Below are 19,428 nucleotides of genomic sequence, written 5' to 3'. Positions count from 1 at the left end.
GAATGAAAGTAATGGATGTGTGAATTTATACCATTTTATTTCATAAATAAACTTACCTATTCTTGCCGGCAACTTAAATACATTGATTGGTGGGCAATATAACCATGGTCTTAACTCATAATCTTGGATTTCCACGTATTGGAAAAAAGCGTGAACTTAAATTTGCGCTAGAAAGCTATTGGCGAGGCGAATCGTCGCTCGAATCTTTAAAACAACAAGCGGCGGCGCTGCGTAAAATCCATCTTCTTGAACAAAATAAACTCGATTTTACGCCGGTTGGAGATTTCTCATTCTACGATCAAGTGCTGGATATGAGTTTTACCTTGGGTAATTTACCGAAGCGCAGCCGAAACTTTACCGGTGAAGAGCTTGATAATTATTTTCGCGTAGCACGGGGGCAAACCTCAAAATCCTGCTCCTCTTGTGAACAGATTCATGCTGGCGAAATGACCAAATGGTTTGATACTAATTACCATTACATTGTGCCGGAGTTTGATGAAAATACCGAATTTAAGCTAAATGCCACGCGTATTTTAGAGCAAATTGAAGAAGCTCGGGCATTAGGTGTAAACACTAAGCCCGTCATTATTGGCCCAGTTACCTATTTATGGCTAGGTAAATCAAAAGATCAATCTCATCGATTAAATTTGCTAGAGCGTTTACTGCCGGTCTACAGCCAATTGTTACTCGACATAAAGCAAACCGGTGTTGAATGGATTCAAATTGATGAACCTATTTTGGTGACAGAATTAGACGCGCAATGGCAAACGGCTTTAGAAAAAAGTTATCACACCCTAAAACACGTCAATATTAATATTTTATTGGCAACCTATTTTGGTACCTTGCAAGAAAATCTACAGCTTTTGTGCAACCTTCCAGTGGCAGGTGTTCATATTGATGCAATTAATGCAAAAGACGAAGTTATAAAAGTTATTGATTGGCTACCTACCCATAAAATTCTATCGCTGGGTATTATTAATGGTAGAAATATTTGGAAAACAGATTTAAATGCACTGCTCGATTGGTTGGAACCTCTTGCGCGATTACTGAAAAAACGCTTGTGGTTAGCACCTTCGTGCTCTTTATTGCACGTTCCGGTTGATCTAGAAAGTGAAATACAACTGGATTCTGACATTAAAAGCTGGTTGGCATTTGCGTTACAAAAATTAGAAGAGTTAGAGATTGTAAAAACGGCTTTAAATGAAGGCCGCGAGAGCGTTGTTACGGAACTTGCCAAAAATGCCCAAGCAATACAGTCACGTAAAAACTCTACGCGTGTTCATAACCCCAAAATTAAAGAAAACTTAGCAAAAATTACATCGCAATTAGGTAAAAGAACCAGTCAATATCCAGTACGTGCAGAAATACAGCGCAATTTATTTAAATTGCCAGAATTTCCAACCACAACGATTGGTTCTTTTCCGCAAACAAAAGCAATTCGCGCAACGCGTACGCAATTTAAAAACGGCGTTATCGATTTTGAGCAATACCAACACATAATGCAGCAAGAAATTTTGCATTGTGTGCGTGTGCAAGAAGAGCTTGATTTAGACGTATTGGTGCATGGCGAAGCCGAACGTAATGATATGGTTGAATATTTTGGTGAACAGTTAGACGGCTACGCATTTAGCCAATACGGTTGGGTGCAGTCTTATGGGTCGCGCTGTGTTAAACCGCCAATTTTATTTGGCGATATCAGTCGCCCTAAAGCCATGACCGTTGAATGGATACGATACGCGCAGTCATTAACGTCAAAACCCATGAAAGGCATGTTAACCGGCCCGGTGACGATTTTAAATTGGTCGTTTGTGCGCGATGATCAACCGCGCTCAACAAGTTGTTATCAATTGGCGTTGGCCATCCGTGAAGAAGTGCTTGATCTAGAGAGTGCGGGTGTAAACATTATTCAAATTGATGAAGCTGCGTTACGTGAAGGTTTACCGTTAAGGCAAAGCCAATGGAATCAATATCTGGATTGGGCGATTGAATGTTTTCGTATCACGGCTAATGGAGTTAAAGACCAAACTCAAATTCACACGCATATGTGTTACTCAGAGTTTAACGACATTATTGAAGCCATCGCAAATATGGACGCCGATGTAATTACTATTGAAACATCTCGATCGGATATGGAATTACTCGACGCCTTTGAAGACTTTAATTATCCCAACGAAATTGGCCCTGGTGTTTACGACATACATTCGCCGAATATTCCAAGTAGCGACTCTATTGTTGCGCTTATGAAAAAGGCCAGTGAAAAAATTGATGCTAAAAAACTTTGGGTGAATCCAGATTGCGGGTTAAAAACTCGTCAGTGGGATGACGTTATTCCGGCATTAACAAACATGGTTGCAGCAGCCAAAACGCTTCGCGGAGCCGTTTGAATGTACAGAGGGAAACGAAGATTAGGTTAGCGCTTTGAGCGATATAAGATTTAACTGCCGCTCTATTCTCTCTAATAAAATTCTAGGTCAGTTAACCAGAGACTCTTTAAAGGAACTTCTGATTTTCTCATCCATGATTTTATCAGAACACAGAAATTAAAAATGCGATTTCAAATTTCTTCACAATTTAAGAGCGTTTAGCCACACAAGGAAGTGTTTTTTTCTAAGAAAAAGCCCACGTTGGAGTCATTTGTGGGCTTAATAAAGGACCAGTTATTAATTAATAACCCGCAAATTGAATAGAATAATTGTAACCACGTTGTGGTGCAGAGAGCTTTTCGAATTTAAGCTCAGCTAAATAAGCCATGAGTTTTTCTTCAAACTCATCAACAGAATCAAGACTACCACCGGTGATTTCTTTGCGTGTAGGGTATACGCTGTCTACTTCGCCATCGGGCGTGATAATAATGTGAATGAACATTTTAACAGCAAGTTGAGGGTCGTTTTTACGAACTTCATGGTAAATCGCAATCATTTCATCTTGCTTACTGTCTAGAGTATGCTTGATAGAAGCGTCTGAACGAAGTGTTGTGAAATGTTGTTGAGGTGTTGTTTCAGAACTATGTACATTTGCACATGCCGTTAATGCAACAATAAAAACGGTAGCTAAAATCCGAATAAACATAGGTTTTCTCAAGAAGTTATTATTAGATAACCGATGGTAAACCTTACTCCTAAGCACGCACAATAAGCCGAAGGTTTGAATTTTACGCCAGTTTAGGTTGTTAATTGATCAATTTCCCCTATTTGGATTTATTATTAGCATAATTGCCAATAAAACTATGCCGTTATGTTGACGGAATATATGGGCAACCGTAACTAAACGATCTTTTATTTATTTACGGTGTTGTTTTCGAACTTGCTAATAATATCGGTGATAAAGCGCTCCGAAAATCCAGCAGCAAATGATTGAATTAGCAGTTTGGTGTAATCACCTCCATCACCCCGAATAAAGAATATCAGCCATTAAGAGATGAAAAGCAGATGTATACCTACGAATGAATTTGGTCTTGGAAAAGCTGAATACTGGAAAAAATACAACGCTGACAAAGAATTTAATTTGACGGTGTTATAAGTCATAAGAACCCGTGAACGTATTAAAGGACACTCTGATTAACCTAGAGTTTCCCGCGACACAAGGATGTGTCGCCAATTTCAAGAACGGTAAGTGATTGAAATTGTGAAGAAATTGGAAATTACATTTTCAATTTCTGTCCTCTGATTAAATCATGGATAAGTTAATCAGAGGTTCCTAAAAATAAAGTGATCACAGATTCTTATAAAAATACCAGCCGGTTTTTGCAATTCGAATAACGGTGTAATTTAACCTATCGAAGACATTTATAGGAACCTTCTATAGTAACCTTCGACTAACTCGTCTCCGGTTTAATCGGAGTCTCCTATAAACCCAGTTCAGAAAGTGACGGAAAATCATCCGGTCGAACAGCGCCTTCCCAGGTAAATTTCCGATCCGCTTCTTCAATTTTAACGTCGTTGATGCTGGCGTGGCGTTCTTGCATTAAGCCATTTTCGTCAAAACTCCAGTTTTCATTACCGTAAGATCGGTACCATTGGCCATCATCATCGTACCATTCGTAGGCAAAACGAACGGCAATATGATTGTCGCTATAGGCCCATACTTCTTTAATTAATTTGTAGCCGGTTTCTTTTTGCCACTTGTTAGCCAGAAATTCAACAATCTCGGCACGGCCATTAATGAATTCTGATCGATTGCGCCATTTACTATTCGGCGTGTATGCCAAGGATACGGCTTCGGGATTTTTACCATTCCAAGCATCTTCGGCTTTACGGGCCTTAATGGCAGCGGTTTGTGCGGTAAACGGAGGCAACGGCGGGCGAGCTGATTCAGTCATGTCTTTCTCTCAAAGTTGTTTGTTTCTTATTTTAAGGAAACTCTGATTAATCTAGAGTTTCTTGCGACACAGCAATATGTCGTCAATTTCAAGAATTATAAGTGATTAGAATTGTGAAGAAATTGGAAATCGTATTTGCGATTCCTGTCCTCTGATTAAATCATGGATGACTTAGTCAGAGGTTGCGTAAATTAGAAAAAATTAGCTTAGGCAATAAACGCCGCCAAAGCATGTTTCTTTCATCAGCGGCAATTAGCTATAAAATTTTTACCAAGATTTATACGGTAAGAATTTGCCATTTAGCGTTAGCAAAACGCGATCGCCTTTTGGATCTTCGATTTTGTCAACTTCCATTGAAAAATCGATGGCGCTCATAATGCCATCACCAAATTTTTCTTGAATAACCTGTTTGAGCGTTTCGCCGTACACGCCAACAACTTCGTACAGGCGATAAATTAATGGATCGGTAGGTACGGCTTGATCCCAAATTTTGGTTGGGTAGGCTTCTAATGCCGCCGCCACTTTTTCACCAAAGCCAAAATACTCGGCAATCGCCTTGGCTTTTTCGGCAGGAGCACTGTTCATTCCCAAGCAGGCCGATGCAAGCCAAACCGGTGACATACCAAGGCTCTGACCAATCTCTTCCCAAGTAACGCCTTTTTCAGCTTTGGCGGCCATTAATTTTTCGGTCATGGTTAATTTGTCCACAATACTGCTCCTGTTTTTTTAAATTGTATGATCGTTTGTTCGGCCAATGAAAAATCATTAGTGCGTGATGCATACTCCTAAGCAATATAAGAACCAGTCTAGAAGTATTTCATAATGTATTGATATTTATGGAAAATATAAAATATTTAAGTGATTTATAATGTACGAAATATCGTAATTTATGATATTTCGTAGCGTGAGTTGATGAAATTTCGTAGTATGGTTAAACCCGATTTATTTCATCATTATTTCTAGGCCGATCGCAAAATGATCTCTACGGATAACTCAGTACAAGCGCCCTCGCCGGACTTGTGGACCAAGTTTGGTGAACATTTGCCCTGTGGTTTCATGGTTTTTAATCCGGTTAATGATGAAATTATCGCCGTTAATAATGTCTTGGCGGATTTGTTGAGTAAAAACAAAACCGAGCTTGTTCGTCAAAAAGTCTCCAGTTTATTTAAAAACAATTTCAATCAACTACTGTTGTTTACCCAAGAAGTGCTCGAAAAAGATACCGCTTGGACGGACTCTTTAACGTACGAATTTGCGTCGAAAACTGTTCAATTAGAAATCTTAGCAAGATGTATAAATGAGCCGAGCGAAACCGTAATTTTGGCGCTAATTCAAGATGCCAGCGAATTAAAAACCCTACGTGATCAACAGGAGGCGCAGCGATATTTTTTATCGGGGTTGGGTCATTGGAATCAAACAACGCAGGTTTTTCAAGAATTTGAACGCGAAAATCAATTGCTGTTGGATGCCGCCGGAGAGGGAATTTACGGCGTAGATGTCAACGGCTTAACGACCTTTATTAATCCGGCTGTTGAGCGCATTTTAGGGTACACCGCCGCAGAACTTGCCGGTAAAAATATGCATGTAATGATTCACCACAGTTTTAAAAATGGTGACCATTTCGATGCAAAGGACTGCCCTATTTATGAAGCCTTTCGAGACGGCGTAGTGCACAGCGTTGAGCAAGATGTTTTTTGGAGTAAATCTGGCCAGCCGGTGTATGTCGATTACACCAGTACACCGATTCGAGATAATGGTGAAATTATTGGTGCTGTTATTGTTTTTCGCGATGTTTCGCAAAAAATCAACGATCAAAAAAACCTAATTGCAGCGTTAGAAGAAGTCGAACGACTCAAAAATCGACTAGAGCAAGAAAATGCCTATCTGTTAGAAGAAATTAATTCTGAATTTAATCATCAACAAATTATTGGTACGTCTTTAGCCATTCAAAAAGTTATTCAACAAATTGAACTGGTTGCACCAACCGATGCAACGGTGTTGATTACCGGTGAATCTGGTACCGGTAAAGAACTGATTGCTCGGGCGATCCACGAGTCGAGTACACGGCGTGATAGACCGCTTATTCGTGTTAATTGCGCAGCAATACCCAGTGATTTATTTGAAAGCGAATTTTTTGGTCACATAAAAGGTGCCTTCACCGGTGCAACCGCAGATCGCGCCGGACGCTTTGAACTCGCCGATGGCGGTACCATTTTTTTAGATGAGGTTGGAGAAATTCCGCTGCATTTGCAAAGTAAATTATTAAGAGTGCTGCAAGAACAGCAATTCGAACGCATTGGTGATGCAAAAACTCGTATCACCGATGTGCGTATCATTGCGGCTACTAATAAAAATCTGCAACAGCTGGTGGCCGCAGGATTATTTCGAGAAGATTTGTATTTTCGACTCAACGTCTTTCCTCTCGCCTCGCCGTCATTGCGCGATCGAATTGATGATATTCCATTGCTGACGCATCATTTTTTGAAAAAAGTATGCACAAAAATTAACAAGGAGTTACTAGAGTTACCGATAGGTGAAGTTGAAAAACTCAAAAGTTACAGTTGGCCCGGAAATATTCGTGAACTGGAAAATATTATTGAGCGACAAGTTATTTTAGCGACAGGTAACAAACTTCGTTTCCCGGATTTTCAGCAAACACCGAGCATTCAAGGAAAATCTTCACCAGCAAAAGTGGATATTCTTAGCGAAGAGGCAATTCGTGAATTTGAGCGAGTCAATACTCAAAATGCCCTAACCCATTGCAACGGTAAAGTATTTGGTAGTGATGGCGCGGCCCAGTTATTGGGTATAAAAGCCACAACATTGATATCGCGGATAAAAAAATGGGGGTTAAATGATGACTAAATCATTCATTCAGTCTTTTGGGTAAAAATTAGAAATGCAGTGTTCGATTTTTTCTACCTTTAGAATAATTAAAATTAATAAATAATGCATTTAAGATGATTTTTAAAATAGGATAAAGCTCGTACTTTTTTGATTATTTTGGCCAATAGATTAGAACTCTTTCATTCAAAAATGTATCACTGTGTTTTCGGTTCTTATCACTATCCCTCATCTATCAATCGTTTATATCAGTTATATCAACGCTATTTATTCCAAATAGGTTCCTGTTTGTAAGGCGCCGTGTCTACAAAATCAGGCAATATGTTTGTAGGATTAGGCAAGTAATTCGTCTTTGAATGTCATACCTTAGTAACACCCGTTTTAGATTTTCAAATTCTTGCTTGGGAGACCTCATGACTATTACTGTAACGCCGGTACCGGCCCAGCCTTTCGGTATAGTATCTACCAAGGAGTCCTCCATTAGCGCCCAAAGAAAAGATTCCGCTTTGTCAAAGCTGGCCTCTTTGATTGACCGATGTACGCCTCACTCTGGATGTATAGTTCTGCCGATGGAAGGAGTTCGAGTCTTTAAATCGACTGAAAAGCTGTACGATGTAGTGCCAGTATTGAGCAAACCGGGTTTATGTATTGTTGCTCAAGGCCAAAAGTGCGTAAAAATTGGTCAAGACCAATACGAATACGGTGAGTCAAGCATTGCAATCTACCCAGCAGAGCTGCCGGTTAATTCTAGTATTGTCGGCGCCAGCCCAGAAAAACCCTATTTGTGTGTGGTTGTTGATATCGACGTTAATAAATTAACGGAGCTAGTCAGTAAGATTTTTGTTTCTCAAGCACCAATGACTAAATCGTTTCAACCTTTATATGTTGGTGATGCTGATCCCAAAATTATTGATGCCGCTACGCGATTGTTAGAGCTGTACACCAATCAAGATGAAATGCACCTGCTCTATCCGTTAATTGTTGAGGAAATTCTAATCCGCTTATTGAAAAGCCCGGTTGGTGCTCACGTTGCGCAATTGGGTGTTGCCGACTCGAACATGCTGAAAATTACCAAAGCAATCAATTGGCTTAACGATCATTTCGAACAGCCCGTTAAGGTTGATGAGTTGGCGAACTTATCCAATATGAGCCCGTCTTCGTTCCATCAGCATTTTAAAAACATCACGTCTATGACGCCGGTTCAATACCAAAAAAACTTACGGTTGCAGCAAGCAAGACAACTTATGTTTTATCAAACCGTTGATGTTAGTGAAGCGTGTTTACGGGTTGGCTATGCAAGTCTTTCGCAATTTAGTCGCGAATACAGCCGATATTTTGGCAATTCGCCAACCAAAGATGTTAACGCCTTTCGTCAAGGCATATTAAATTAAAAGTAATTTTTTTGTGATGAATAAATTTGTTATTACTTAATTAATAAAAACCGGTAACAAATCGATTTTTTAAAATTACCTAAACAATAAAACCCTAGGAACCGCTGATTAATTTGTCTCTAACTTAGTTAGAAGACAGAAATTGACACTGTGATTTTTCAATTTCTTTACATTTTGATTCACTTACCGTTCTTTAAATTGATGGCACATCCGTGTGTCACCGGAAACTCTGAGTTAAGTAAAGTTTCCTATACCTATTTTTAAACTCGTGACCAAACCTTGAGGAAAATAAATGACCACTCTTACCGTGAATGGTACAAAACACGAGCTAGACCTTCCCGATGACACCCCACTACTTTGGGCCTTGCGCGATATTTTGGGTATGACCGGCACCAAATTTGGTTGCGGTATGGCGCTTTGCGGCGCTTGTACTGTTCATATGGATGGTCAGCCAATTCGTTCTTGCGTCACGACATTGGCATTAGCCAACGGTAAATCAATTACAACAATTGAAGCTATTCAGGCTGATCCGGTTGGTAAACAAGTTCAGGAAGCGTGGTTAGATGTTGGTGTACCTCAGTGTGGTTTTTGTCAGGCGGGACAAATTATGAGTGCCACGGCGCTACTCAAAAAGAATCCTAAGCCCAGCGATGAAGATATAGACACATTTATGAGCGGTAATATTTGTCGTTGTGGTACCTATAACCGTATTAAAAAAGCCATTCATAAAGCTGCTGAAAAGACGGAGGTATAATTATGAGTCATTCAGAAAATACCTTACTGATTAAAAATATCAGCCGGCGTGGATTTTTAAAAGGCGCGCTGGCCGGTGCTGCTTTGGTGTTGGCTGCCAAGTGGGATTTTGCAGCTGCGGACGAAGAAAAAAAATACGGTGCCGATGCAATGCCTAACGGTTGGGTGGATGATCCCAACGTTTTTATCAGTATTCACAACGATGGCTCGGTAACCATTGTTAACCACCGTTCAGAAATGGGCCAAGGTATTCGTACCAGTTTGGTGATGGTTGTCGCCGATGAACTCGGCGCCGACTGGAATAAAGTCACCGTGTTACAGGCTGACGCCAACGAAGAAAAATACGGCAACCAAAATACCGACGGCTCACGCAGTATGCGTCACTGGTTTAATCCTATGCGTCGCGCTGCAGCCAGTGCCAGAACCATGCTTGAACAAGCGGCTGCGCAAAAATGGCAGGTGCCAGTTACCGAATGTAAGGCCGGGGTACACGAAATTATTCATACGCCATCGGGCAAAAAGCTGGGTTTTGCCGAAGTTGCAGAAACTGCCGGGAAAATGCCGGTTCCTGCGCGCGATAGCCTTGTTCTTAAATCTCGCGATGAATGGCGTTACATGGGTCGTGAGACCGGCGACACCTATCAAACCCGCAACAACCCTATTCGTCCATTAGCGATTGACGGCGAAGACATTGTTCAAGGTAAAGCTCTGTACGGCGCTGATATTCATTTAGAAGGCATGGTTTACGCCGTTATTCAGCGACCACTTGTGTACGGCTCTACCTTAAAATCGGTGGATGATTCTGCAACCAAAAAAGTACCGGGCGTTATTAAAACCCTAACTCTCGATACCGCAAGCCAACCGGCAGGATTCAGTCCTTTAGGTGGCGTGGCGGTTATTGCATCGAACACTTGGGCCGCCATTAAAGGCCGTAATGCCTTAAAAATAGACTGGGACGAAACACCAGCCGGTGAAAATGCCCAATACGACTCGGTGGAATATCGCAAACTGCTTGAAGCAACCGCGCAAAAACCCGGAAAAGTCATTCGTGAAAACGGTGATCTGGCCGCAGGATTCGAAAAAGCCAGCGATACCATAAGCGCGCAGTACTATATGCCGCACATGGCACAGGCGCCAATGGAACCACCGGTTGCCATCGCTAAAGTGACTGCCGACAGCGCTGAAGTTTGGGCACCGGTGCAAAATCCGCAGGCAACCAAAGGCACGGTTGCCGCAGCAATAGGTTTAAAACCAGAACAAGTAACCGTACACGTGACCTTATTGGGTGGCGGTTTTGGTCGTAAATCAAAACCAGACTACGCCGCCGAGGCCGCAATTCTTGCCAAACAAGTGGGTAAACCGGTACGAGTACAGTGGACGCGTGAAGACGACCTGCACCATTCGTACTTTCATACGGTTTCTTTGGAGCACTTCGAAGCGGGCCTTGATAAAAAAGGCAAGCCCACGGCATGGTTACACCGCTCTCTAGCACCCACAATTTCATCATTATTTACGCAAGACCCAATGCACAAGGCCGTTTTCGAATTAGGCATGGGTTTGGCAAACTTTCCGTATGACATTCCCGCAATGCGCATAGAAAACCCAGAAGCGCCCGCCCACGTTCGCATTGGCTGGTTCCGTTCGGTGTATAACCTGCCGCACGCCTTTGGTATTCAAAGCTTTATTGCAGAATGTGCCCATAAGGCGGGTGTTGATCATAAAAAATATATTCTCGATCTACTCGGCCCCGCCCGTAAAATTGATCCGCCAAGTGTTGGTGCCAACTGGAACTACGGTGAAAATCCTAAAGATTATCCTATCGATATTGGCAGAATGCGCGGTGTTATCGAAAAAGTTACCGATGAAGCTGGCTGGGGTAAAAAGCTTCCCGCGGGTCGCGGAATGGGCTTGGCCATGCACTACAGTTTTGTCTCTTACGCAGCGGTGGTGATGGATGTAGAAGTCGAAAAATCCGGCAATATTATTATTCATTCTGCCGATATTGCTTACGATTGCGGCCCGCAAATTAACCCAGAGCGTATTCGATCGCAGCTTGAAGGCGCCATTGTTATGGGTATTGGCATTGCGTTGCAAAATGAAATTTCTGCAAAAGACGGCAAAATTCAGCAAGATAATTTCCATCAATACTTGCTGCCGCGCATGGTAAATTCACCACGCAAAGTGCGCGTTCATCTGGTTAATAACAATTTAGACATTGCACCGGGTGGCGTTGGTGAACCGGGTTTACCGCCCGTAGCACCGGCATTGTGTAATGCAATTTTCGCTGCCACAGGCAAACGGATTCGTACCCTGCCCATTGCCAACCAACTTTCAAGTTAATATGCAGCGGCTCGATCTAGAAGTTATACAACAAGCGCTAGCTTGGTCAGAGCAATCGTGCACAATTTATTTGTGCACGGTGCTTTCTACCTTTGGATCGTCACCGCGCGAGCCGGGTTCTTTATTGGTCGCAAACCTAGACGGTGACTCGGTAGGGTCACTTTCTGGCGGTTGCGTAGAAGAAGACTTTCTCGCCAGAATTCGCGACGGCGCTTTTACCGAACAAAATACGGTTATTCGCTACGGCGATACTAATGATATTAACGCACCACAAATTCAATTACCTTGCGGCGGCATTTTAGAAATATTGGTTGAAAAGCTAGAACCTACGCCGGTTAATCAGCATTATTTAAAGATATTTTTATTATCACTCAGTGGCGTTACCTATACAGAATTACAGTCTGAAGTAACTGCATTTAATAGCAAACCAAACAGTGCAAACCAGATAAATACAACTAGTCGCCCGTCTTGCTTACGTAGAACCATTAATACAAAAACCAACCAAAAATCTTTTGAGTGGCTGTACAGCCATGGTGACGTTGTTGAACATAACAACAATGGTATTTTTAGTATTCGCTTAAATAACCCCGTTAGAATTATTATTGCTGGGTTATCGATGGTCTCTATTTACTGTGCTCAATTTGCGCAAACTTTGGGTTACGCGGTAACCATTTGTGACCCGCGTGAAAACATCACTAAAGACTTTGACGTAAACGGCGTTGATTTTAAAAATCTAATGCCCTCCTCGCTTTTTAGCGCGACCATAGATTTTAAATCAACGGCAATTGTTGCACTCACACACGACCCACGTATTGACGACTTGACAATGATGGACGCAATCAACACCAACGCTTTTTATATTGGCGTTATGGGTTCTAAAAAAACCAGCAGTGCTCGCGCCGAGAGATTACAAAAAATTGCCAAACTGAATGACCAACAACTCGCCAGAATTCAAATGCCAATTGGCCTAGCGTTAGGCAGTAAAACCCCTGCCGAAATTGCTCTCGCCGTAGTTGCCGATATTTTGCGAGTATATCGTGGCCGACCCCGCGATGCGCTATAAACATTAAAGCGCAGAATTAGTTTGTGACTGTAAAAAACCAACAATGCCTTGCCGTAATAATGGCTGCGGGTTCTTCATCACGCTTTGGTGTTGAAGACAAACGCTTAGCAGAATTTCAAAATACCACGCTGTTAAATACACTTATTAATAAAATAACAGCGTTATTTCAACATCACGTTTTGGTGTTATCGAGTAACGACAGCTTGGTAGACCTTAATATTCAGCAGAACTATACAGATCTATCGTCCATTCAAATCGCCGAATCAAACCCCGCAAATTACGTATTTTATGCGCAAAATGCACATACTGGTTTGGGCAGTAGCATTGGCAATGTTTTTAGCGAAGTCAACCAAAAGGCATTACCCAATTGCCTCGCCAGCGCCGCAATCTTTTTAGCCGACATGCCACACATCAAAAATGAAACCATTCAACTTGTCACCAACAATTGTGACTTGCATAAAATACATCGCCCTACCCTTACAGAACAACAACTCACAAATGCCAACCTTAAATTCAAAAATCGATACGGAAAACTTGGCCACCCAGTGGTATTTGGCAAACAATTTTGGCAAGAATTAGCCGGTTTAAACGGAGATTCAGGCGCCGCGGCAGTTATAAAAAAACACACCCAACACCTATCATTAATTGAAGTTGACGACCTAGGCGTAATCTTAGACATCGACTTTAAAGAAGACCTAAATCATAAATAACACTATTTAAATGGCTTCATTCAAATAGCTCTGCTACTTATTAATTTAAATCTCTAAATATCCGTTTTACTTATTCCGTCGTACATCGTTAAAAGCATTTAAATAAAAAGTCATTTAAGTAATTTATAGGAAGCTCTGATTAATCTAGAGCTTCCAGCGATACATGGATGTGTTGCCAATTTCAAGAACGGTAACTGATTGAAATTGTGAAGAAATTGGAAATTGTATTTTCAATTTCTGTTCTCTGATTAACTCATGGATGAGTTAATCAGAGGTTCCTAAAGTGCTTTTTATTAAAATCCTCGCACAATATTTTTTGAAATTACAAACGCAATCTAAACCCTAATCTGATTTTAAAAACCCAACCTCGCCCAAAAAAACAAATCTAAAAGCCCAATCAAAAACGTTCATCGAATTACATTTGTTCACTTAACAAATTCAAATTAGACAAAAAACAACCAACTCAAAAGGCTGTATACACACCTACTTTTTAGATAAATATGCAATTACAGAAGACATAAAAATGAAACTTGCGCCAACTAATTGAAAATATTGACCTAACAAAACTTTCGAGATAATTTCCAGAAAAACATGCGCGAAACACGCGTCGTAACGACGGTATATTTGGGAAAGGCGTGGTTACAGCGTCTATTAAACTGTTATTACAAAAATATAGTCTGCTTAGGAACAAATAAGAATGGCTAGAGAAAAGAAAATTGAAATTGGTGCGCTAAATATTACAATGCACCCTCATTCTCCTAAAAAATATTTAGAGCTATTTAAAAAGGCAAAGAATCTAAGGTTAATTAAAAAAATAAGATCAGATAAGTTGGGAATGATTACGTCGGTAAGTTATTTGGATAGGAATAAATTTGGTGATCTTGGTCCAATATACGGTGATATTTACAGGTTTACTCAGATACAGATTGACGGCGATTGGTTCAATACAAAAACGTCTGATAAAGCCGAAGATGATGATTTGGTTGATATCTCTATTCCAGAACACCTTAAACCAAATTCTTCTCGTTTTAGTTATATTTTCTTTCCAGAATCACATATCTTATTTTATGAGCAATATTACGATGGGCATACATTCGGTCATACCAATGCGGTGGCTCTGATTGAACGGTTGTTTAACGCCCCGGAATTATTTGATGATTATGGGAAGGTGGATGTCGTCTCAATGCCTTGTAAGGACGAACTTGAAAAGGCGCTTGGTATGGAAACATTAGAACGACTTGATCTGGAAATTAGAAGGCCAAACCCGGATGACCAAAGTGAAGCAGAGAAAGAGGTATTGCGAAGGATGAACGCTCTCAAGGTTGAAGAGCAAAAGCAAGAATACAATACAAAGCCATACCCGGACATTCAATTGAACCGGATAAAGATCTTAGAACTCTTGCTAACATAGCTGCTAAATTTGGTAATGTACATGCAAAAGGAAAAGATGCGTTATCAAAACCAATTGAATATACGACCTCAAGTCACCCTTGGAAAGATAAGTTTTATTACGATCCGGCAGTGGAGAGAGCATTCGATATGCTCGTAGTAAAAGTTCTCTCTGTAAAAGATGAAATAGCGTCTTGGTTTAAATGAGATGAACGAAAGCATTATAAAAAGATACTGGAAGTCTTATGGAGGGTTTAAAGCATTATTCCGTAGTTACTACTTTTATGGGGCAATTTTTATCAGTCTTATATTAGCTCCTCATTGGTTAAACTCTGAGTGGTGGAAGCACGTGCTATCTATTATGCCCAGTGTACTTGGTTTTTCTTTAGGTGGTTATGCAATGTGGATAGCTTTGGGTGACGAAAATTTTAGAAAGTTAATTAGTGGTGGGTCAGAGTCCGGTGGGCCATCGCCATTTATGTCAGTCAATGCGGCTTTTGTCCATTTTATCCTTCTACAAATACTCGCAATCCTTTCAGCGTTATTTGCGGACGCATATAATTTTACATTGCCAAAAGATAGTTGTATTTTAAAAATTTTTGGCCATTATTTTTACTACATATGCAAATTTGGTGCATTTTTAGGTTATTTTATCTTTATATACGCTCTTCTCTCTGCTGTTGCGGCGACCTTATCGCTTCTCAGAGTCTCATCATGGTATGACGAATTTATGAAGGGCAAATAGGTGAGGTATAACAACGCCAAGCACAATCATACAATGCTAAAACCCGTTGCACCTCGCTACGCGAGGACTGTGTTGGCGACGTTAAACGGATAGGAAATACATGGGACTTCACGTAAACTCAATCTCAGATTTACCTCTTTCAGAAGAAAGAGATTACTATCTGTACGTGCTCGATTATTACAATTGGGAAGAACCAATATCGAATACGTTGGTAGATAATTTACCAAAAATAGAATCCCTATGTGCAAAACACAATTCTGTTATGGTGCGTGGTCTTCCTGATAGTCATTTTTATTCTGAGGTACTTAATTGGGTAAAAATTAATGGTCAGGGACCGAATACAATATTACCAGCATTGATGATAACTACGATTCATCCAAAATATTTTATAGACGCTGATGAAATCAAACCCGAATCAAAAATCAGTGATTCACTAATATTCTTAAAGATTCGAGAGGTTTGCAAGCAGCCATCTGATGTGATTAATCTAATTGAAAAAATATTTACCGATATAAGTGAAAAGAAGGAGATCCAAAACTTCACGATCGCTAAAGAGTTACGCGCTTCCGAACATGGTGCGCTCGTGGACGCTTTAATCCTTGAGCCAAATTTTGCTGGCATTGGTGTAAATATAAAAAAGCTTGTAGCATGGGGCAAGTCACGCTTAACAAATCGGTAAAATTGACCGTATTCCTACGATACGTTTTGCGGTGGCTTCGCCACTTTACCGCAAAACTTCACTCTCAAATGGGGTCAATTTACCAAGCCGTTACGAACCCAGAGTATACTGCGTATGACATTTAATACGGTTGAACTTAAGAAATATAAGCGCGCTAAGAAGCAGCTTGCTATACAAAAGTATATTGTGTCTTTGGTTGTGCTTTTTATGTTTCTTCAAATTTTTGACATTCAATTATTCGGCCTATAATCGGGACTCTTAATTGGCTCGTGGGTTTTGTTGTTCAGTCTGGCAGTTAATAGTTTTTTTATGTCCCTGAAAAACAAGTTTGTGACATGGTAGACAAGATAATAAACTCAAGTCCAAAAAATATTAACCCAGAAAGAAATGGTCAGTAAAACTCATAACAAGCGCCACCACTTTCGGGCTTTGGTCTGAATTTCCTTAATCTTCACTCCACTCAGCCGATGCACGAGGCGTTATATATAGACAGTAAGGAAAGTATGCGAAAAATAATTGTATTACAACACTCCTACGAAGATCATACACACGAAGATGTAAAACTAATCGGTGTATATAGCTCCAAAAATATTGCTCAGGAAGCTATTAATCGACTTATTAAATTGCCGGGTTTCAAAGACTACCCAGACGGCTTCAGTATTGATGAATACGAAATTAATGAAACAAATTGGAGTGAAGGTTTTGGCGTGTAGTGTGAGAATGAGTTTTTGTTGTCAATAGCAATACAAGTCAGCATCTGTTTTTGGTTATCTCTATAATATAGAGCTCTACATAAAAAATGTGCAATTAAAGCGAAAGAAAATACATAACAATGCCTTGTTGCGTGACTGGTTTTCTACCTAGCTCCAAACCGACCCTAAATGCAGGTGTTATATGCAAACCATCATCAAAGATAGGAGTAAACATGAAACACAACAATGAGTCTTTGCTCATATTTGAGCAAGAGCTCGAACTCATAGAAAGGGAGCTAAAGGAAAATGTAATTCGCACTGCCAATTCTAAGCAGAATCCACAGAATCCGCTTCGATCTGGGAAAGAGATCACTTACGATTCAACTGGCAGGTACGTACTACCAAATTCCAGAACGGGAATTTCGCTTGCTGCAAGTTTCAAGCAATTAGATAGAATAGTTCGGCCAGGAATTAAAAAGTGGCTCTTAGCTGTAGATCGTAACAGCGTAATGCCAGAGGGCTTTAGATTGCAACAAGACAATGCACATCATTGGTCAATTGTTGTAACGCGTCAAATGGCTAAAGAAGAGTATGAACGAAAAGTTCAAGGTATTATTAAAAACTGGAGAATAATGGGAAGGTTTGTTCGCTATGAGTAATTTCACAAAAGAGCAGAAAAGCGCATTCTTGTCTTTAGCTGAGGAGTATGATGTGAAAGTTTACGAAATTATTTCAAAAGGTGGCCCCACTGAAATAATTGTATCAAATAAAGAAGAGGCAATGCTGTTAAATAACTTTGCATCTACTATTTGTCAGCTTGTTGTTAAAAATCATCCTGATATTGAAGGTGTAGACGAAGACATAAACGCAGATGCAGAAATGATTGTTTACTTAGTGACAGATGTATTAACCGAAGCCGGATTTGATATTTGAATTAAGTGACATAACGAACCACTGGCGCTGACACATACTGTTATGTTAGTTTTTATGTATCGCTTCGCTCGATTGCAATAACGAAAAAATTAAAGCTTACCCAGATCGATACCCTTTAAACTCTGATTCGCTTGGTATAGAAATTGTTGGAAATTACGACATCAAAACAAAAGCCTATGAAAATGTGGCGCCATTACAAAACCAGTCGTTACAGTGGCTCATTGCAGAACTTTTTATGCTATTTTCTATTACTAAAGCAGATGTTTACCGTCACCCAGAAGTATCGTACAAAATGCCAACAGAAGCAGGTACTGCGACATGGTAAGGATAGTTGTAATCTCTTTGTTTTTGACATTCTTGGCTGCATGTAAAGGGTTAGATACCAAGAACTCTGTTATTAATGTGACTGATATTGTTGCTAAGGGTAACGATGGTATATCTGGCGAGTTTTGTGTCAATTTTTCTTTAACAAAAAATGAAGCTCAATACTTTTTCAACAATGCTATGCAAGTTTCCCCAAAAGATATACATGATAACTATTCATTTTTGCCTTGTTTTGTAAAAGGCGTGGGATACATGGGCACTAAAAAGTGTGAATGGGAAATTAGAGCTGGCGGTACAAGCAGCATTATGTGTGAAGATAGATCAATTACCATGGCTTGTGAAGACTGTTTGTCTATACCAGACTAACGTGCACTGTAGAGAAGTGGATATACGCTAACTCCCTGCTGTAACTTATCTAAAGCCATTTTTTTAGGTAATTCTTATCTGAATTGTAACTTTAATTACGCGTATGAGTACTGCCAATAACGTCTATGGTTTTACATAATCACGTAAATATAAAATTGAACGTTTAAATAATTAGATTTTAAGTTTTGGCTAAAAATAAACGCAAAGTACCGCCATTAAGACGGCTTCTTGTGAGGTTAAACAATAATTATTGTGCTGGAACCAAAACAGAACCCGCTACGGTATAAGAATTGTTTGCATCGGGTAATAAAACAGCGAATTCTCCCATCGCAAGATTTTTACCAACCAATTCATAAACAACACTGCCGTGGGTAACAAGAACAATGGGTTTGTCTTCGTGAATGGTTTGTAATTTATCTTTAGTTTCTGCCATGCGTACTGCAAGCAGACTTTCATCCGATTTTGAGCCTTTTAAGGCTTCCCAATTCTCGACTTCTTTAAAGGCAAGAATACCGGTATCACGGGTTCGACAGGCAGGGCTTGAGAAATCAGTACCTACCGATATTGCATGCGCCTTAAACGCCTCACCCACCGCTTTTGCCTGAGAGCGCCCTTGTTCGTCTAAATTACGTTCTTCTGCACAGCTGTCAATTTTAGCCAGCGCTGGATCAATAGTTTTAGGTGATTGACTGTGTCTTAAAACAACAACCGCGCCTGGTGATTTAAGTGCTTGCCAAACGTTGCTGTCGTTGTCCGCAAATGATATGTGAGAGAACAAAATGCCGAATAATACCAATACATATTTATGCATTTAAATTTCCTTATTTAATAGAAGGTTTTCCAAAAATCCCAAAAAAAGAATAACTCTAGATAGGAATAAA

The 19,428-nt window shown here is 40.2% G+C and carries 20 protein-coding genes; 16 read left to right on the top strand and 4 right to left on the bottom strand.

The window, feature by feature from the left end; genetic code table 11:
• The first annotated feature begins 104 nt into the window (after window positions 1-104).
• Window positions 105-2,384, top strand: coding sequence for a 5-methyltetrahydropteroyltriglutamate--homocysteine S-methyltransferase (gene metE / locus ACYQ28_RS08500; protein ID WP_460049315.1), 2,280 nt, complete (start codon window positions 105-107; stop codon window positions 2,382-2,384).
• Window positions 2,385-2,664: 280 nt separating this feature from the next.
• Here metE and ACYQ28_RS08495 read toward each other — a convergent pair whose 3' ends face one another.
• The 3 genes from ACYQ28_RS08495 to cynS form a co-directional block, all read right to left on the bottom strand.
• Window positions 2,665-3,069 (bottom strand): hypothetical protein, encoded by a 405-nt coding sequence (locus ACYQ28_RS08495; protein ID WP_460049316.1) that lies wholly within the window; start codon window positions 3,067-3,069, stop codon window positions 2,665-2,667.
• A 775-nt stretch (window positions 3,070-3,844) separates the two neighbouring features.
• The gene (locus ACYQ28_RS08490) at window positions 3,845-4,318 is read right to left on the bottom strand and encodes a nuclear transport factor 2 family protein (protein ID WP_460049317.1); all 474 of its coding nucleotides are present in this window, start codon (window positions 4,316-4,318) and stop codon (window positions 3,845-3,847) included.
• Between the two features lie 267 nt (window positions 4,319-4,585).
• Window positions 4,586-5,026 (bottom strand): cyanase, encoded by a 441-nt coding sequence (gene cynS / locus ACYQ28_RS08485; RefSeq protein WP_460049318.1) that lies wholly within the window; start codon window positions 5,024-5,026, stop codon window positions 4,586-4,588.
• A 267-nt stretch (window positions 5,027-5,293) separates the two neighbouring features.
• Between cynS and ACYQ28_RS08480 the strand changes: the two genes are divergently transcribed.
• The 15 genes from ACYQ28_RS08480 (at window position 5,294) to ACYQ28_RS08410 (ending at window position 18,547) form a co-directional block, all read left to right on the top strand.
• A complete protein-coding gene (locus tag ACYQ28_RS08480; protein ID WP_460049319.1) occupies window positions 5,294-7,183 on the top strand; it encodes a sigma-54 interaction domain-containing protein in 1,890 nt (629 codons plus the stop codon).
• 392 nt (window positions 7,184-7,575) lie between these two features.
• On the top strand, window positions 7,576-8,553 hold the full coding sequence (locus tag ACYQ28_RS08475; RefSeq protein ID WP_460049320.1) for an AraC family transcriptional regulator: 978 nt from the start codon (window positions 7,576-7,578) through the stop codon (window positions 8,551-8,553).
• Between the two features lie 292 nt (window positions 8,554-8,845).
• Window positions 8,846-9,307 carry a (2Fe-2S)-binding protein gene (locus ACYQ28_RS08470; protein ID WP_460049322.1) on the top strand — a complete coding sequence of 154 codons (462 nt, stop codon included), beginning with the start codon at window positions 8,846-8,848 and terminating at the stop codon, window positions 9,305-9,307.
• Window positions 9,308-9,309: 2 nt separating this feature from the next.
• Window positions 9,310-11,646 carry a xanthine dehydrogenase family protein molybdopterin-binding subunit gene (locus ACYQ28_RS08465; protein WP_460049323.1) on the top strand — a complete coding sequence of 779 codons (2,337 nt, stop codon included), beginning with the start codon at window positions 9,310-9,312 and terminating at the stop codon, window positions 11,644-11,646.
• Window positions 11,579-12,709, top strand: a complete 1,131-nt coding sequence (locus ACYQ28_RS08460) for an XdhC family protein (protein WP_460049324.1) — start codon at window positions 11,579-11,581, stop codon at window positions 12,707-12,709. The genes ACYQ28_RS08465 and ACYQ28_RS08460 overlap by 68 nt, the downstream gene beginning before the upstream one ends.
• Window positions 12,710-12,732: 23 nt before the next feature.
• Entirely contained in the window at window positions 12,733-13,419 is a 687-nt protein-coding gene (locus ACYQ28_RS08455; protein ID WP_460049326.1) for a nucleotidyltransferase family protein, read from the top strand.
• A 697-nt stretch (window positions 13,420-14,116) separates the two neighbouring features.
• Window positions 14,117-14,830 carry a DUF4747 family protein gene (locus tag ACYQ28_RS08450; RefSeq protein WP_460049327.1) on the top strand — a complete coding sequence of 238 codons (714 nt, stop codon included), beginning with the start codon at window positions 14,117-14,119 and terminating at the stop codon, window positions 14,828-14,830.
• Window positions 14,761-15,015 (top strand): DUF4747 family protein, encoded by a 255-nt coding sequence (locus tag ACYQ28_RS08445; RefSeq protein ID WP_460164704.1) that lies wholly within the window; start codon window positions 14,761-14,763, stop codon window positions 15,013-15,015. The genes ACYQ28_RS08450 and ACYQ28_RS08445 overlap by 70 nt, the downstream gene beginning before the upstream one ends.
• Window position 15,016: 1 nt before the next feature.
• On the top strand, window positions 15,017-15,553 hold the full coding sequence (locus ACYQ28_RS08440; RefSeq protein WP_460049328.1) for a hypothetical protein: 537 nt from the start codon (window positions 15,017-15,019) through the stop codon (window positions 15,551-15,553).
• A gap of 100 nt (window positions 15,554-15,653) precedes the next feature.
• Window positions 15,654-16,232 (top strand): hypothetical protein, encoded by a 579-nt coding sequence (locus ACYQ28_RS08435; RefSeq protein ID WP_460049329.1) that lies wholly within the window; start codon window positions 15,654-15,656, stop codon window positions 16,230-16,232.
• Between the two features lie 503 nt (window positions 16,233-16,735).
• Window positions 16,736-16,945, top strand: coding sequence for a DUF7336 domain-containing protein (locus tag ACYQ28_RS08430; protein ID WP_460049330.1), 210 nt, complete (start codon window positions 16,736-16,738; stop codon window positions 16,943-16,945).
• A 212-nt stretch (window positions 16,946-17,157) separates the two neighbouring features.
• Window positions 17,158-17,583: a hypothetical protein gene (locus ACYQ28_RS08425; protein WP_460049332.1), complete on the top strand. Its 426-nt coding sequence runs from the start codon at window positions 17,158-17,160 to the stop codon at window positions 17,581-17,583.
• A complete protein-coding gene (locus tag ACYQ28_RS08420) occupies window positions 17,576-17,857 on the top strand; it encodes a hypothetical protein (RefSeq protein ID WP_460049333.1) in 282 nt (93 codons plus the stop codon). The genes ACYQ28_RS08425 and ACYQ28_RS08420 overlap by 8 nt, the downstream gene beginning before the upstream one ends.
• Before the next feature lie 58 nt (window positions 17,858-17,915).
• Window positions 17,916-18,182 (top strand): N-acetylmuramoyl-L-alanine amidase, encoded by a 267-nt coding sequence (locus tag ACYQ28_RS08415; RefSeq protein ID WP_460164703.1) that lies wholly within the window; start codon window positions 17,916-17,918, stop codon window positions 18,180-18,182.
• Complete coding sequence (locus tag ACYQ28_RS08410; protein ID WP_460049335.1) at window positions 18,176-18,547, top strand: hypothetical protein; 372 nt, start codon at window positions 18,176-18,178, stop codon at window positions 18,545-18,547. The genes ACYQ28_RS08415 and ACYQ28_RS08410 overlap by 7 nt, the downstream gene beginning before the upstream one ends.
• Before the next feature lie 247 nt (window positions 18,548-18,794).
• Here ACYQ28_RS08410 and ACYQ28_RS08405 read toward each other — a convergent pair whose 3' ends face one another.
• A complete protein-coding gene (locus ACYQ28_RS08405; protein WP_460049337.1) occupies window positions 18,795-19,358 on the bottom strand; it encodes a histidine phosphatase family protein in 564 nt (187 codons plus the stop codon).
• Window positions 19,359-19,428 lie beyond the last annotated feature (70 nt).

This window comes from Sessilibacter sp. MAH1 (assembly GCF_054658315.1).
The sequence above is the reverse complement of the archived record's forward strand: the minus strand, read 5'-3'. Positions and strand labels throughout refer to the sequence as shown.

Bases quoted from the DNA above. Each gene is read 5' to 3' on its own strand.
- metE (WP_460049315.1), top strand. From the start codon at position 105: ATGGTCTTAACTCATAATCTTGGATTTCCACGTATTGGAAAAAAGCGT.
- ACYQ28_RS08405 (WP_460049337.1), bottom strand. From the start codon at position 19,358: ATGCATAAATATGTATTGGTATTATTCGGCATTTTGTTCTCTCACATA.
- ACYQ28_RS08465 (WP_460049323.1), top strand. From the start codon at position 9,310: ATGAGTCATTCAGAAAATACCTTACTGATTAAAAATATCAGCCGGCGT.
- ACYQ28_RS08460 (WP_460049324.1), top strand. From the start codon at position 11,579: ATGCAATTTTCGCTGCCACAGGCAAACGGATTCGTACCCTGCCCATTG.
- ACYQ28_RS08440 (WP_460049328.1), top strand. From the start codon at position 15,017: ATGAACGAAAGCATTATAAAAAGATACTGGAAGTCTTATGGAGGGTTT.
- ACYQ28_RS08470 (WP_460049322.1), top strand. From the start codon at position 8,846: ATGACCACTCTTACCGTGAATGGTACAAAACACGAGCTAGACCTTCCC.
- ACYQ28_RS08480 (WP_460049319.1), top strand. From the start codon at position 5,294: ATGATCTCTACGGATAACTCAGTACAAGCGCCCTCGCCGGACTTGTGG.
- ACYQ28_RS08435 (WP_460049329.1), top strand. From the start codon at position 15,654: ATGGGACTTCACGTAAACTCAATCTCAGATTTACCTCTTTCAGAAGAA.
- ACYQ28_RS08425 (WP_460049332.1), top strand. From the start codon at position 17,158: ATGAAACACAACAATGAGTCTTTGCTCATATTTGAGCAAGAGCTCGAA.
- ACYQ28_RS08490 (WP_460049317.1), bottom strand. From the start codon at position 4,318: ATGACTGAATCAGCTCGCCCGCCGTTGCCTCCGTTTACCGCACAAACC.
- ACYQ28_RS08420 (WP_460049333.1), top strand. From the start codon at position 17,576: ATGAGTAATTTCACAAAAGAGCAGAAAAGCGCATTCTTGTCTTTAGCT.
- ACYQ28_RS08430 (WP_460049330.1), top strand. From the start codon at position 16,736: ATGCGAAAAATAATTGTATTACAACACTCCTACGAAGATCATACACAC.
- ACYQ28_RS08410 (WP_460049335.1), top strand. From the start codon at position 18,176: ATGGTAAGGATAGTTGTAATCTCTTTGTTTTTGACATTCTTGGCTGCA.
- ACYQ28_RS08475 (WP_460049320.1), top strand. From the start codon at position 7,576: ATGACTATTACTGTAACGCCGGTACCGGCCCAGCCTTTCGGTATAGTA.
- ACYQ28_RS08450 (WP_460049327.1), top strand. From the start codon at position 14,117: ATGGCTAGAGAAAAGAAAATTGAAATTGGTGCGCTAAATATTACAATG.
- ACYQ28_RS08495 (WP_460049316.1), bottom strand. From the start codon at position 3,069: ATGTTTATTCGGATTTTAGCTACCGTTTTTATTGTTGCATTAACGGCA.